Raw genomic sequence first — 13863 nt, 5'->3', positions numbered from 1 at the left:
CCCACGGATCCCTCGTAAACATGTCGCCGGCGACAATTAGAGACTGTCAGAGCGATCCGGGATTGGACAATCGGTCCAAGGGAGGTCGCGATCGGCATGGGGCACGGGCCATTCCGCACGCGGCATGCACGCCCCGCGCCAGCCCAATCAACAAAGCCGACGCCTCCTCAAGACTGGGCGCTCCGGCGGGCGGTGGCCCGTCGGACGGTAAGAGCGATCCCCACAATCAGATGCTTGCCCGAAGGGCGGCAACAATCGCGTCCAGTCCGTCCGTCAGAGCGGCAGGGCCGGGCTGCAGGATCAGGGGAGATTTGATCTCGACGATGCGATTGTTGCGGACTGCCGGGATCGTGTCCCATCCCGGACGGCCTCTGATCCGCGCGGAGACCACCTTCTTTCCACACCACGACGCCAGGATGACGTCGGGCGCCGCCGCTACGACCTCCTGCGGCTGGATGACGCGATCTTTGGCAGCCTTCGCCTTGGCCTTGTCGGCAAAGACGTCATCACCGCCGGCGATCCCGACCAATTCCGACACCCAGCCTATGCCGCCGATCAGCGGATCATCCCATTCCTCGCAATAGACCTTCGGTCTCGGCAATCCGCGAGCCGATGCCGCGATGCCACGTAGCCGCGCCTCGTAACCTGAGGCCAAAGCATGCGCTTTCTCGGTCACGCCGACGAGAGCGCCAACCGTCCGGATCATGGCAAGGATGCCGGCGATGTCGCGCTGATTGAAGGCATGGACCGCGATGCCGGCCCGGATCAATTCCGCGGCGATGTCGGCCTGAAGGTCAGAAAAAGTAAGAACCAGATCCGGTTCAAGCGCCATGATCTTTGCAATGTCGGCCGATGTGAAGGCCGAAACCCGCGGCTTCTCGCGGCGCACCTGGGGTGGGCGCACCGCATAGCCGGAAACGCCGACGATCCGCTCCTGCTCCCCAAGCAGATAAAGCGTTTCGACCGTCTCCTCGGTCAGGCAAACGATCCGTCGGGGCGGAAAATGTCCGGCCATTGCCTTCAGGCGTAACCGGCGGGCTGAGGTCTGAGAGGAGCCAACAGCCCAATTGCGATCGCCAGTCGATGGAGGACGAGGAGACCTGTCAGCGCGAGGATATTCGTCCAGGCAATCCCGATGACAACCGCGAATGAAAAGGCCGCATCTCCGGACGGCAGGAACGCGGTCGCGCCGTATAACACGGCTTCGTAGGTGGCAAAGGCGGCGACGAACCCGCCGGTGAGTGCGGCGAACGTTGAGGGCGCCCCATTCTTGACGGCGACGACCACGCCCGTTGCCGCCAGGGCCGAGATGCCGATCATGGCTCCCCATGCCAAGCTGTCCCATGTGATCGGATAGCCTAGAATGAGATAGCCGACGAGCTGGTTCGCGAGCCACGCGGCGCCCGTCAGAACGATCGCACCAACGACGGGCATCCGTGTTCCCGCGATCGTTGCAATCGCGGCAAAGGGAATGGCGCAGGCCAACGCCATACTGAAGGCAACGCTCACCGCCGCGATGAAGGCGATCCACGCAGCGCCGCCCAATCCGCCAATCCGGGTCTGCAACTGAGCCGATCCCATCTGAACCTCTGTAAACTCGTCCGGCTCACCCACGGGCCGGCTTGGACGCCCGTGATCACGGAGCTTTCACGATGCCGAACCGGCTACAAACATAGCCAAATCCAGGCCAGGATGCGATGGAGAACGTTCAACGTGGATTGGCAGATCTGTCACGGGCGCGTGGCTCCGTTGAAGTTAAGCTCCGCCCGGCCGCCGTCCGAAGACAACAAAGTTGTCGAATTGCTGCCAGGCTGTACCCACCTCCGTGAAACCAGCATGGCGCATCGCGGCCAGATGGAAATCCACCGAGCAATCCTCACCGCTCGTCGCACGCTTTTGCCCCCGCGAGGCATAGAAGGCATCGCGCTGTTCCTTCAGCGCGGCGAGGCGGGGTATAGCGGCGGCGCGCGCCCACCAGGTTGCCCAGTCATCCTCGCCATTGGCGACGGCCTCGCGCTCTATGCGCTGGCGTGTCGCCATCGCCACCTTGGCGAGGGTGGGCCAGCGGCTGTCGAACCGCATATGGTCCCCGTTCATCACAATTCCGCCCGGCTGCACGAGTTCGCCCGCCGCACCGTAGAATTCGGCCAAAGCGCCTGGGGATAGCCAATGCAGGGCTGTGGTCGAGACCAGGGCGGCCGGCCGGTCAGCGTTCAGCGACGCGGCGGCTTCAAGAACACGCTCGCACCAGGAGGCGTCGGCGAGATCCGCCTCGACGACGCGCGCCCTTGCGCCGTCGGGGGCGAGAGCCACCCGTGCCATTTCCAGCAGCATCACATCCGCGTCGACGGCAATGACCTTGGCTTGCGGAAAACGTGCGAGCAGCCGCCGGCTGAGGGACCCTGGCCCGCATGCCGCGTCGACAACCGTGAAGGCGTCGCCAAGCGCTGATTGGAGCACGTCGAACATGACTTCGAAACGCTCTTCCCGCTGCTTGATGTAGCCTTCCTGCTGACGATCCCACCGATCCAGCAGAGCCATGATTTGATCGTCGGCTACCATTCCTCGTCCTTCCCGCAGATGCATCTCGCCGCCTGAGCCGCGAGGCTTTGATCATTCTTGTCGGTCGCCCTTCTCAGGACGGCGGCGACGTCCAACGCGCCAGTTCCACATCGAAATGCGGCGGCGCGTGCGGCGCTATCTGCACGAATTGTCCTTTCACGCGAAAGACCTCTTCGATCAAGCCTGTGGCCGCCAGATCCCGTGGCTCTCCATCGAACGCCAACATGCCGTGATTGAGAAGCGAGATCCGGTCGCATATCGACATCGCCTGGTTGAGGTCGTGGATCGCCATGACGATGCTCACGCCCCTGTCCCGGCTTAGACGATGGACCAGATCGAGCACCTCGATCTGATAGCCGATATCGAGAAATGAGGTCGGCTCGTCGAGGAGCAAAGTCTGCGCTTCCTGAGCCAGCGCCGCCGAGATCCATGCACGCTGGCGTTCGCCCCCGGAAAGCTCGTTGAGGCCACGCTCGGCGAAATCGGACAGGCCTGTGCTCTCGAGCGCCCAGGCGATCGCGGCTTCATCCTCCGGCCTGTAGCTGCGAAACAAGCCCACATGGGCGAACCGGCCCTGCCGGACGAGTTGCCCTACGGTCATTTCGTCTGGCGCTGAAGGCTGCTGGGGGAGAAATGCCAATCGACGCGCGATATCCCGCCGCGACATGACGGCGATGGGGGCGCCATCGATGTCAGCACGCCCCTCATCCGGCCTGATGAGGCCGGCAAGCGCTTGCAACGCGGTGCTCTTGCCCGAACCGTTCGGCCCGATCAGCGCGCGAACCTCGCCTGGTGCGACCGCGAGGTTGAAATTGGTGAGGGCCTTGCGAGCACCATAGGTCACGGACAGGCCGGAGCAGGAGAGCGACATGGTGTGACCTCACGGAACCCGGCGAAGGAGCGCGATCAGGACGGGAACGCCGAAGATTGCGGTGATGACGCCGATCGGAACCTCTTCCGCTTGCCCCAGCACCCTCCCGGCCAGATCACCCAGCGTCACGACGACGATGCCCAGCGTGATCGTCAATGGGAGCACAAGGGTGAAACGCCGGCCGGCGAGAAGACGTGCCAGATGGGGAACGATCAGGCCGACGAATATGATCGGCCCGACCACGCCGACCGCGCTCGCCGCGAGGCTGCAGGATAATGCAAGCGCAAGGGAAAAATGGAACCGGTAGCCGAGGCCGAAGGACCGCGCCACGGGCGCATCGAAACGCAGCAAGTCGAGCGAGCGGCGCAAAAGGGGGAGGAGGCTCAGACCGACAACGGTGAAAGGCAGGAGGAACATCACATGCCGCCAACTGCGCGCATAGAGTGAGCCGGAGAGCCATTCGAGCAGGATTTCGATCCGCGCCGATCCCCAGCCGGCAATCAGGCCGATCGCGACGGCGTGCAGAACGGCTCCCACCGCGATGCCGCAGATGGTGATCCGAAGCGGCCCGAGATTTTGGCGGAAAGCCAGCAGATAGATGACCGCGCCTGCTGCCAATCCTCCGACAGCCCCAACGCCGGGCAACCACGCGATTGGAAGCTCGGCCAAGGTGTTTGAGCCGGGATTGTCGATATAGACGGTCAGCAGCAGGAAGAGCGATACGGCAAGCGTCGCGCCCTGCGATACGCCCATGATCGAGGGATCGGCGAGGGGGTTGCGGGTGATCATCTGGAGTATCAGGCCGGCGACCGCGAAATGGATGCCGGCCAGCATGCCCGTCAGGATGCGTGGAAGGCGGATATCGAGGATAATCGACTTTGCCTCGGCGGAGCCGTGGCCTTGGAGTGCGGCTAGAATATCCGCAGGCGGTATGTCGACCACCCCGATAAAAACCGCGAGCATGATCGAGAGGACGGCGACAGCGACGGACGTCGGCACAAACCAGACGGGCGCGCGCGAGACGGTTTGCGGAGCATGGCTCATCCCTTGCCGCCCGACCTGAAGGTGACGTTGCGCGCCTGTACCAGATAAATAAATACAGGACCGCCGATGAGCGCGGTGATGATACCAACAGGGAGTTCTCGCGGGGCGGCGATCGAGCGTGCGAGAAGGTCGGCGACGGTGACCATCAGACCACCGAGGGCGGCCGCCAGGGCAACCGTCCAGCCTTGGCCGCCAGGCTTGAGGAGCCGCGCGATATGCGGCGTCGCCAATCCGACGAAGGCGACCGGTCCTGCCACCGGAACGACCCCCGCGACGGGCAGGACGGCAAGGAGCAGCAGCAGCGGCTTCCAGAGTTTGAGCTGGAGCCCCATGCCGGCCGCGGCGTCCTCGCTCAGGGTCAGAAGATCGAGGACACGGTGCGCCAGCAGCGCACCGATGAAGCCGACGGCGACCCAGGGCGCCATGTAGGCCAGCTGAATCCACGTTCGTCCCTGAAACCCGCCGGAGAGCCAGAACAGCATCGATTGGACCTGCGTGCCGCTCAGGAGAAGGACATAGATGGTGACGGCGCCGAGGAACAAGGAGACGCTGATGCCGCCAAGCGCCAGATGGAGCGGTCGGCCGGTGCTGCCTCGAGCGATCCAGAACGTGACCAGCGCCGCGCCGAGCCCTCCCGTCATGCCGACCAGCGGGTAATAAAGCGAGGACAGCCACGGCACGAAGGTGAAGCAGAACACGATCGCCGCAACAGCGCCGGTGGTCACGCCGGTCAGTCCCGGCCCGGCGAGCGGATTGCGCGTGAGGGTCTGCAGCAGATAGCCGGAGATACTCAAGCCGGCGCCGCCGAGAAAGGCGGCCAGGCTGCGCGGCAAGCGCAGCATCCAGACGATGATGGAATCGATCTTTCCATCAGGCCAGAACAAGGCGGAAACGAGCCCTTGAGGCGTGACTGGTCTTGCCCCGACGAGCAGGCCGCCGATGATCATGAATGCGGCAGTGGTGACGACGGCAATAATCATCAGCGCCGATCGCGCAGGGTGTCCTCGCCGTTCGAGCGACTGGCTTCTGATCACTTCTGCAGGTCGGCCGGGATGAGCTTCGCCGCTTCGGCCTTGACGTCAACCGCAGGAAAGACGTCCGGATACAGATAGTGGGCGGCTTCGCGCAGCACGACTTCGCGCGCGATCGGGCCGTTCGTTTCCGCCCACTGGTCAAAGACATAGTGAACACGGCCGTTCTTGACGGCGGACAGTTGTTGCCAGATCGGGTTCTTCTCGTGGGAGCGGTCCGGGTAATAGTCGATGATGAAGATGACCTCAGGATCCTTTTCGAGGATGGTCTCGAGGCTGAGGCTGAGGCCGAAGCGTCCGTTCTGCGTCATCGGGCCGGCGACGTTGTCGCCACCAAGCGCAGCGACGATCGATGCCGCCGTATTCTCGGTGTGGAACGCAAAGGGATCATCACCACCGAATGTAATCAGGAAGCGCGGATGCTTGTCCTTCGGGGCTTTCTGGCCGAACTCGGCGAGATGTTGCTTGAATGTGTCATTGAGTTGCTGACCGCGCTCAGGCTTGCCGAGCACTTTGGCAAGCTCCGCGACTTCCTTATAGCTTTCGCTCAAGAGTTCCATGTTATAGGCGACATAGGGGGCGATGGCCTGGAAGCGATCGGCATTGCCCACCGTGTAGCGCCGCATGGCGACGATGAGGTCGGGTTTTGTCTCCGAGAGAAGTTCAAGGTTGGGTTTGGCCCGCTGCCCGACCTGCTTCATGTCCTTGGTCAGGCCCAGGAGGAAGTCAGGTTCGCGTCCCGCCACCATGTAGGTGGTTGCGACGGGTTTGATCCCGAGCGCCAGGGCGACATCCGCCGCCAGATAGGAAATCCCCGCGACCCGTGTCGGATGGCCGGGGATCTCGACCTTCACACCACGATCATCCACGAGCGATTGCGTCTTGGCATCTTGTGCCAGGGCAGGACCCGCCATGACGGCAGCAAGCAGCCCCGTGGCAAAGAGCCAGTTTGAGATGGATTTCATGACGTGTCTGCCTCAGGACAATAAATTTGCCCCACCCATACCCCTGAACTAACGGAGTGGCAATAAACATCCCACGAAATTCCGGTTAGATTGTCGTTAACCCTGGTCCGTATGTGCAAAGATGCCCCACCTGCGCAATGTCGGCTGCAATTCCAACAATAGAATTATTATAATTCTCCACTACGTTGGGCTATGATTGTCATTGATACTCGGTCGCCAGCCGCCACCCTCAATGCCTGCATGTATGTTCGACATGAGGCCACTTACGACGTGATCTGACGGACGTAACTTGAGACCACCCTCTGGCCCGCCACTGGGCCTGCTGGTTCAAACGCAACCGCCCCTTCGCAGAACGCCGTGAGGACATAAGCCGGCTGCGGTCACATTCCGCTTTCGTTATGCAACGGCATAACATTGCATAGGGGAAGCGGCCAATGGTCCTGAAATCTGGGGTGATCTGCGCCCTCGCGACGTTAGCACCCGATCCACAAGCTCTCTAATACTCATCGGATTCGTGGACGGCCACCATTCTTCGGATTTTGACGCTTTATGATGTCCAATCAGATGAGTTGGAATCCATGCTTCAAGGGGTCCCGGTCATCGACAATAAGCGTATTGTAGCCCGTGAGCCGCGCCCAGCCTGCGATGCTCGGAATGATGCCTGGCCGCCCGGCTATGTCCGCAGCTTTCTCGATACGGCAGTCGTAAAGTGTGCCGATCAAGCTCTCATTGATGTAGGTGTCGCCAACTGACAGCCGACCTTTGCCGAAAAGATGTGCGATCCGCGCCGAGGACCCCGTTCCGCAAGGAGATCGGTCGATTGCCTTCTCGCCGTAGAAGGCTGCGCTGCGACCATGAGCGCGGGGATCCTTTGGCCCGTCGCACCACATGACGTGGGAGATGCCCTGCGCGTTTGCGATCAGCGGATGCGTTGGCTGTACGGCTTCTTGAACCAACTCTCTGATCAGAGGGCTCCAGCGGACGATCGCGCCGCCGGTGAAGTTTTCAAAGCCCTGCCAATTCCGCTGCGGCTCGATAATCGCGAAGAAGTTGCCACCGAAGGCCACGTCGACGATCAGTTGCCCCAATCCCGGCACATCGATCTTGACATCGACCGCGTGAAGATAGCTCGCCACGTTCGTCAGTCGGACCGATTCCACGAAATCACCGTTGCGTTCATAGCTCGCCTCGACGATCCCAGCCGGCACTTCGATGACAATCTGTCCCTCACGCTTCGGTTTGATGAGGCCCTCCTCGACGCCGAGCGTCGCCGCGCCTATCGTACCGTGGCCACACATCGGCAGGCAGCCATCGACCTCGATGAAGACAATGCCGATGTCGACTTCGGGCCTTCTGGAAGGATAGAAAAAGAGGCCCGACATAATGTCGTGCCCCCTTGGCTCGAACATAAGCGCCCGGCGGATCCAGTCGTAGTCCCTGATGAAGTGCTCGCGCTTCTCGGCCATGGTCTCGCCGCGCAGTGGGGGCGCGCCAGTCTTCACAATCCGGATGGGATTGCCGCAAGTGTGGCCGTCAATGCACTCGAAGATGTGTCGCGTCATCGATCGGAGCCCTCCACTGGAGCCTTTCCGGCGAAAGCCAGTTCACCGGAAAGGCTCTATCTCCTTGATTTTACGCAATTCCGGACGCGGAACCGCTACACACTTCCGCTGGAATTGCTCTAAGCCGGAAGACGCGCGGGCATTGTCTCGGGATCGCAGACGTTGCGGCGGTTCTCCAGATCGCGGATGACCTGCTTGATGATCTGCTCCGCCCGCGCCCGTTCATCGCCGACCAGCGGCAGGCGCGGCGCACGTAGATGCTCCGGCGCGCCGGACGTGAGATGATCAGCCAGCTTGATGGAGTGGACGAGCTTGACGTCGGTATCGAGGTGGAAGGCCTCGATCATCAAACGATAGAGGGCGCGCGCCTCTTCGAAGCGTCCCGCCGAGCAAAGATTGAACAGTTCCACGCATTCTGCCGGCCAGGCGTTCGTCATGCCGGACACCCAGCCGGTGGCACCGGCCGCCACGCTCTCCAGCACGAAATCGTCGATACCGCAGAACACGAGGAAGCGGTCGCCGCAGCGCTTGTAGATGTCGGTGATGCGGCGGATGTCGTAGGACTCTTCCTTGATGCAGACGACGTTCTTCACCTCGCCAAGCTTTTCGAGCAGTTCGGGGGTGACATCGACACGGTAGGCGACCGGATTGTTGTAGACCATGAGGCCGAGCGACGGCGCGGCATCGCCGATCGCTTGGTAGTATGCCACCGTTTCGCGATGATCGGTCTTGTAGGTAATGGCTGGGAAGACCATCAGGCCGTCAAGTCCGACGCGCTCGCAGAGCTTGGCGTAGGCGACCGCATCCTGCGTGGTCGCCTCGGCAAGGCCTGAGAGAAGCGGTACGCACGAACCCACGACTTCCTTGGCCGCGCGGAGGATGCTCTCCTTCTCCGTCGTCGTCATCATGCCGTTCTCGCCGAGCATACCTAGCACAACGATACCGCTCACGCCGCCGTCGAGCGCCCGCTGCACGCCGGCCTGCGTCGCCTTGAGGTCGATCTGACCGTCCCTGCTCAGCTTCGTCGTCAGCGCGGGGAACACCCCACTCCATTTCACCATGGTTTGATCTCCATTTCTGCGTTGTCGCGCGCCGTCCTGCGTGCTGATCCGCGGCTGTCGCGCGATCGTCAATTTCGACTCTTGACATTTGTAGATTGGATACATGTAAATTGGATGTCAATCAAAAACAGACCGCGCAGGGGGCGCGGTCGGCTCAGCAGGGGAAATCCAGATGTCGATCCGAAAGCTTATGAGCGTGGCGGTCATAGCCGCCGCATCACTTCACATCGCCGGTGCAGCCAGCGCACAGTCCACGCTTGACCGCATTGTCCAGTCTCGGACGCTGCGCTGCGGCGTCATGTTGGACTATCCGCCTGCAGGCTTCCGCAACCCGCAGAACCAGCCCGACGGTTTCGACGTGGCCTATTGCCGCGACATGGCCCACGCGCTGGGCGTCAAGCCGCAGATCATTGAGACACCGTCGACCGAACGGCTGCCGGCGATTGCCTCCAACCGAATCGACGTGCTGATCGCCTCAACCTCGAACACGCCTCAACGGGCACTCACTGTTGCCTTCAGCCAGCCCTACGTCGTCTATCAGGACGTTGTGCTTACGCGGAACGACACAGCCATCGAAAATTTCGATGGCTTGAAAGGACGCAAGATCGGCGGGGTGACCGGCTCGACAGGCGAACAGGCTATCATGGGCTTCTTCCGAAGCTGGAACAATCCGGCGGGCAACTATACCGGCTATGGCAGTGAAGCCGAAAGCTATCTCGCCCTGTCGCAGGGCAAGATTGACGGCATGATCGTCGGTAACGCTGCTGCTGCAGCGCTGATTGCGAGCGGGCAGTTCAACAATCTGGTCACCATGGGGCTGGCACCGTCGCCGCCTGATTTCTGCGCCATCGCAGTGCGTCGCGGCGATCAAGAATTTCTGAACTGGGTCAATCTATTCATTTGGCAGCAGGTCCGGACGGGGCGCTACACGGCCCTATACAATCAGTATTTTGGTCCCGGCGATGCGCCGTCGCTCGCTGTTCCCGGTGTCTACTACTGAACCGCACCCCAGCTAAGCAGGTCGTTGAAGCCGCGCTAGCGCGTGGCTTCAAACTGTGTCGGTCAGGAGGCATCTTATGTTCGACTATACGTTCCTTTGGCCGCTGGTCTGGGCCGAGTGGCCGCAGTTGCTGGCGGGCGCGCGTGTCACGCTCGAGATCACCATTCTTTCGATGGCCGTCGCGACCGTCGCCGCGTTCCCCCTCGCGCTTGCGCGGCGTGCTGGAAAAGGGCTTTCGTGTCAGGCCGCCACCATATGGGTTGAGGCTGCACGGAACACGCCGTGCCTCGTGCAGATATATATGGTCTATTTCGGGCTAGGTGCTCTCGGGTTGCATATCGGCAGCTACTTTGCTGTGTTAGGGGCAATCACGTTCAACAACACGGGCTATCTTGCGGAAATGTTCCGCGGCGGGCTCAACGCCGTGGCGCCACAACAATTCAACGCAGGCCGTTCGCTCGGCCTCACGGCATTTCAGACTTACAAGAATATCATCTTTCCGCAAGTTTTCCGGATCGTCTATTTTCCGTTCGTCAATCAAATCACGTGGGCGATGTTGAACTCCTCGCTCGGCATGATCATCGGACTGCGCGAGCTGACAGGCGCCACTCAGATGGCGCAATCAGTCTCGTTCCGGACGTTCGAATTCTTCGTCGTCGCTGCCGGCCTTTACTACGCCATTGCAAAAAGCGTGCAGATTTTGGCGCGAGTCGTAGCTTGGCGCGCCTTCAGACGGGCTTGAATGTTATGCAATTCGTGCTTCCCTATTCTGGCTTACAGTGGAGCGATCTGCCCTTCATGCTTGAGGGCGCGTGGCGCACCATCATGCTCACCATAATGGCGGGCTCGCTCGGCACGCTGCTCGGCGTCATCGTCGGTTGGCTTCGCGAAACCTTCGTAAGCTTTCGCATCGGCCTTATTCCTTTCATTGATGTAATCCGTAGCGTACCGCTGATTATACAGTTCATACTGGTAAACAGCTTTCAAAGCATCTTGGGCCTTCAATTCGATCCATTCTGGATCGGCGTCGTTACCCTTAGCATCTACATGGCCGTGCTGACATCGGAACTCGTGCGGGCCGGCCTTCAATCTGTCCGGCCCGAACTCTCCCGAGCCGGGCGCTCGCTAGGCATGAGCTACTGGCAGGGCTTCTTGCATATACGCGCACCGCTAGCCATTCGAACCGCGTTGCCAGGGTGGATCGGCGCGCTGATCGCGCTCACTAAGGACACCGCGCTTGTCAGCGTGATCGGCTACATCGAGTTGCTCCGCGCTGCCCAGGTCTTAATCAATCGCAGCAACGAAGCCCTGCTGATCCTCGCCGGCGTCGGCCTATTCTATTTCGTCATCTGCTACCCGGTCTCACTCTACGCACGACGGCTCGAACGAAGGCTCGCCATATGATTGAAATCCACAATGTTCACAAGGCGTTTGGATCGCTGAAGGTCATCAGGGGCGTCGACCTTGAAATCAAGAAAGGCGAGGTGCTTTGTCTGATCGGCGCCAGCGGCTCGGGCAAATCAACTCTGCTTCAGTGCGTCAATGGCCTGGAGCCCATCCAGCAGGGCGAAATTCAGGTCGACGGGATCAGTGTCCACGCCAAAGATACGAACCTCAACAAGCTTCGCCAAAAGCTCGGAATCGTTTTCCAACAGTACAACGCCTTCCCACATCTCACAGCGTTGGAGAACGTTGCGCTCGCGCCGCGGGTGGTGAAGCGTATCTCGAAGGCCGAGGCACGGGCTTTGGCTTCGAAACACCTCAAACACGTTGGACTGGGTGACAAGGAGGATGTTTTTCCATCGCGCCTGTCGGGTGGGCAGCAGCAGCGGCTTGCGATCGCCAGGGCGCTCGCCATGGAGCCGAGCTACATGCTGTTCGACGAGGTCACTTCGGCTCTTGACCCCGAATTGGTGGGCGAAGTGCTCGACACGCTGCGCATGCTTAAGTCCGAAGGCATGACCATGGTGGTCGTCACTCATGACATCGTCTTCGCACGCGAGACGGGCGACCGTATCGCCTTCTTCAAAGATGGCCGAATTTGCGAAGTCGGTGAAGCCTGGCAGGTAGTGAATGCGCCTCGGGAGGAGCATACGCGCCAGTTCCTGAAAAGGGTTTTGGCGTGATCGAATGTCGCTTGGTATTCTGGCTCCCTGGCTGCTTGAAACGTGTCAGTCGAGGGCACGTTTCGCTTTACGATACCGAGCGATCTCCTGAACCAGTTGTTTCCTCGCGTTTTCGATATGCTTGGCGAGATAGGCGACGGCCTTTGCCGTCTCTCCTTGCCGGCACAAGTCGAGAAGCTCCCGATGTTCACGCTCGGCGTCGGCCAAGGCATGGCTCAAAGTGAGCTGAAGCCGAATGTAGCGCTCCGTCTGCACATTCAATCCTTCGATCAGCGCGAGGGTCCGTGGCCGATCCGAAGGCCGGTAGAGGCTCATGTGGAATTCGGAGTTTCCCACTCCCCAAGCGCGCGTGTCGCGCTGATGATAGGCCTCTTCAAGCACGACCAGCAGTTTCTCGGCATGCCGAAGGGCTTCCGGTGTCATGCGGGGAACGGCGATTTTCAGAGCGTCACATTCGAGTAGGCCCCGAAGGTGAAACAGTTCTCCGATCTGCTCGACCGGCAGGGCCGTGACAATGGCCCCTTTGTGAGTTTGTATCTGGACAAGACCCGCCGCTTCCAGTTGCCGCAACGCTTCGCGCACCGGCATGCGGCTGACTTCATATTCTGCCGCGATCTGCTCCTGGAAGAGTTGATCGCCCTCGTTGAACTCCCCGTTGAGAATTCTTTCCTGGAGCGAAGCGGCTACCGACTCCGGCAGGCTCTGCCGCTTAATGCTAAGCCGCCCCTTCGTGGTGCGCTCACTCATCATACCAACCTGCTCCAAACTGGCTTTCGTATCCATTCGTACGACATCCATAGAGAGCACAAATGACGGCTTATGTCTGCTCCTGTTCGATGGTGTTCAAAGGCGCCGCAAACATCGGATGGTTGAGGGCTTCGACAACCAACGCATCGAACTTGCGGCCTTCGCTGCTTCTTTCGTCATCGCGAACAGGCAATCACGGCCGATGACAGACCCGCGCCGCGTCGAGGCCCTCGATCGGATCGACGGTCACGAAGCCGAAGCTGTCGGTGCCGGGGAAGGGGGCGTTGCCCGTAGCGGGACGATGGACGACCGGGACACCTACTGTCGTTGCGAACCCTTTCAGCGCATAGCGGCAGTCCGGCCATGCCGTCGGCGCCGTGCTCGGGGCGACCATGGCCCACTTTCTGATCGATGCTTACACGTGGCGGTTATCGAACCCGACATCCCGTAACTATGTGCGGCAACGGTTTGCTTTTCTGTTTTCAAAGCTGCCCAGTTCTCGCGGGCCTGAACGGCGCCGTCGAGAGACCAGTGCGGGGTGGAATGGTGTGATAAGCATGTAGCGATCGCGTTTGCCCGGCCCATCGTCCCCGTTTGACTATGATGCCGCCTTCGCCACCGACGCCGTCGCGAAGGTCGCCCGCGCCACCATCAACTCACGGCTCTTGTCGAAGAGGTCACCACGGCGACAGGCGGCATTCACCTTGTTCTCGATCGTGTGGGCGAGCGCCATCTCGCAGACCTCGCGGGGGGAGTGCGTGGTCTCGGCAGCCCAGTCTCGGAACGACGAGCGGAAACCATGGGCCGTGGCATCAACCTTCATCCGGCGCAGCATCATGAGCAAAGGGCGGCCCATTGGTCCGCGTTCAATCTGGACGAGGGGCTGTGGACCGT

The 13863-nt window shown here is 61.0% G+C and carries 16 protein-coding genes; 4 read left to right on the top strand and 12 right to left on the bottom strand.

The annotated features are described in order from the left end of the window. Window positions 1–226 precede the first annotated feature (226 nt). The 9 genes from C7450_RS04190 to C7450_RS04150 form a co-directional block, all read right to left on the bottom strand. Window positions 227–1015 (bottom strand): cobalamin-binding protein, encoded by a 789-nt coding sequence (locus C7450_RS04190; RefSeq protein ID WP_110373079.1) that lies wholly within the window; start codon window positions 1013–1015, stop codon window positions 227–229. Between the two features lie 5 nt (window positions 1016–1020). Next, on the bottom strand, window positions 1021–1566 hold the full coding sequence (locus C7450_RS04185; protein ID WP_210206355.1) for a hypothetical protein: 546 nt from the start codon (window positions 1564–1566) through the stop codon (window positions 1021–1023). 189 nt (window positions 1567–1755) lie between these two features. Beyond that, the gene (locus tag C7450_RS04180; protein WP_210206354.1) at window positions 1756–2541 is read right to left on the bottom strand and encodes a class I SAM-dependent methyltransferase; all 786 of its coding nucleotides are present in this window, start codon (window positions 2539–2541) and stop codon (window positions 1756–1758) included. Window positions 2542–2635: 94 nt separating this feature from the next. Beyond that, on the bottom strand, window positions 2636–3433 hold the full coding sequence (locus C7450_RS04175) for an ABC transporter ATP-binding protein (RefSeq protein WP_110373077.1): 798 nt from the start codon (window positions 3431–3433) through the stop codon (window positions 2636–2638). Window positions 3434–3442: 9 nt separating this feature from the next. Further along, a complete protein-coding gene (locus C7450_RS04170) occupies window positions 3443–4396 on the bottom strand; it encodes a FecCD family ABC transporter permease (protein WP_425351147.1) in 954 nt (317 codons plus the stop codon). 77 nt (window positions 4397–4473) lie between these two features. After that, window positions 4474–5457, bottom strand: coding sequence for a FecCD family ABC transporter permease (locus C7450_RS04165; protein WP_110373075.1), 984 nt, complete (start codon window positions 5455–5457; stop codon window positions 4474–4476). A 50-nt stretch (window positions 5458–5507) separates the two neighbouring features. Next, the gene (locus C7450_RS04160) at window positions 5508–6473 is read right to left on the bottom strand and encodes an ABC transporter substrate-binding protein (protein ID WP_110373074.1); all 966 of its coding nucleotides are present in this window, start codon (window positions 6471–6473) and stop codon (window positions 5508–5510) included. Window positions 6474–7033: 560 nt separating this feature from the next. Beyond that, window positions 7034–8035 (bottom strand): 4-hydroxyproline epimerase, encoded by a 1002-nt coding sequence (locus tag C7450_RS04155; RefSeq protein WP_110373073.1) that lies wholly within the window; start codon window positions 8033–8035, stop codon window positions 7034–7036. A gap of 119 nt (window positions 8036–8154) precedes the next feature. After that, on the bottom strand, window positions 8155–9096 hold the full coding sequence (locus C7450_RS04150) for a dihydrodipicolinate synthase family protein (protein ID WP_110373072.1): 942 nt from the start codon (window positions 9094–9096) through the stop codon (window positions 8155–8157). Between the two features lie 190 nt (window positions 9097–9286). On the opposite strand from C7450_RS04150, the gene C7450_RS04145 reads away from it, so the two are divergent. From C7450_RS04145 to C7450_RS04130, 4 genes are all read left to right on the top strand, one after another. Further along, complete coding sequence (locus tag C7450_RS04145) at window positions 9287–10096, top strand: ABC transporter substrate-binding protein (protein ID WP_245449463.1); 810 nt, start codon at window positions 9287–9289, stop codon at window positions 10094–10096. A 76-nt stretch (window positions 10097–10172) separates the two neighbouring features. Continuing rightward, window positions 10173–10838, top strand: coding sequence for an amino acid ABC transporter permease (locus tag C7450_RS04140; protein ID WP_110373070.1), 666 nt, complete (start codon window positions 10173–10175; stop codon window positions 10836–10838). After that, window positions 10814–11500, top strand: a complete 687-nt coding sequence (locus tag C7450_RS04135; protein ID WP_245449462.1) for an amino acid ABC transporter permease — start codon at window positions 10814–10816, stop codon at window positions 11498–11500. The genes C7450_RS04140 and C7450_RS04135 overlap by 25 nt, the downstream gene beginning before the upstream one ends. Further along, window positions 11497–12222 (top strand): amino acid ABC transporter ATP-binding protein, encoded by a 726-nt coding sequence (locus C7450_RS04130; RefSeq protein WP_110373068.1) that lies wholly within the window; start codon window positions 11497–11499, stop codon window positions 12220–12222. Before C7450_RS04135 ends, C7450_RS04130 begins: the two co-directional genes overlap by 4 nt. 45 nt (window positions 12223–12267) lie before the next feature. Here C7450_RS04130 and C7450_RS04125 read toward each other — a convergent pair whose 3' ends face one another. The 3 genes from C7450_RS04125 to C7450_RS04115 form a co-directional block, all read right to left on the bottom strand. After that, window positions 12268–13005, bottom strand: coding sequence for a GntR family transcriptional regulator (locus C7450_RS04125; RefSeq protein ID WP_245449461.1), 738 nt, complete (start codon window positions 13003–13005; stop codon window positions 12268–12270). 157 nt (window positions 13006–13162) lie between these two features. Further along, window positions 13163–13363, bottom strand: coding sequence for a hypothetical protein (locus C7450_RS04120; RefSeq protein ID WP_110373067.1), 201 nt, complete (start codon window positions 13361–13363; stop codon window positions 13163–13165). Window positions 13364–13567: 204 nt separating this feature from the next. After that, a complete protein-coding gene (locus tag C7450_RS04115) occupies window positions 13568–13792 on the bottom strand; it encodes a hypothetical protein (RefSeq protein WP_425351138.1) in 225 nt (74 codons plus the stop codon). Between the last annotated feature and the right edge of the window lie 71 nt (window positions 13793–13863).

Source organism: Chelatococcus asaccharovorans, assembly GCF_003201475.1.
Taxonomy (GTDB): domain Bacteria; phylum Pseudomonadota; class Alphaproteobacteria; order Rhizobiales; family Beijerinckiaceae; genus Chelatococcus; species Chelatococcus asaccharovorans.
The sequence above is the reverse complement of the archived record's forward strand: the minus strand, read 5'-3'. Positions and strand labels throughout refer to the sequence as shown.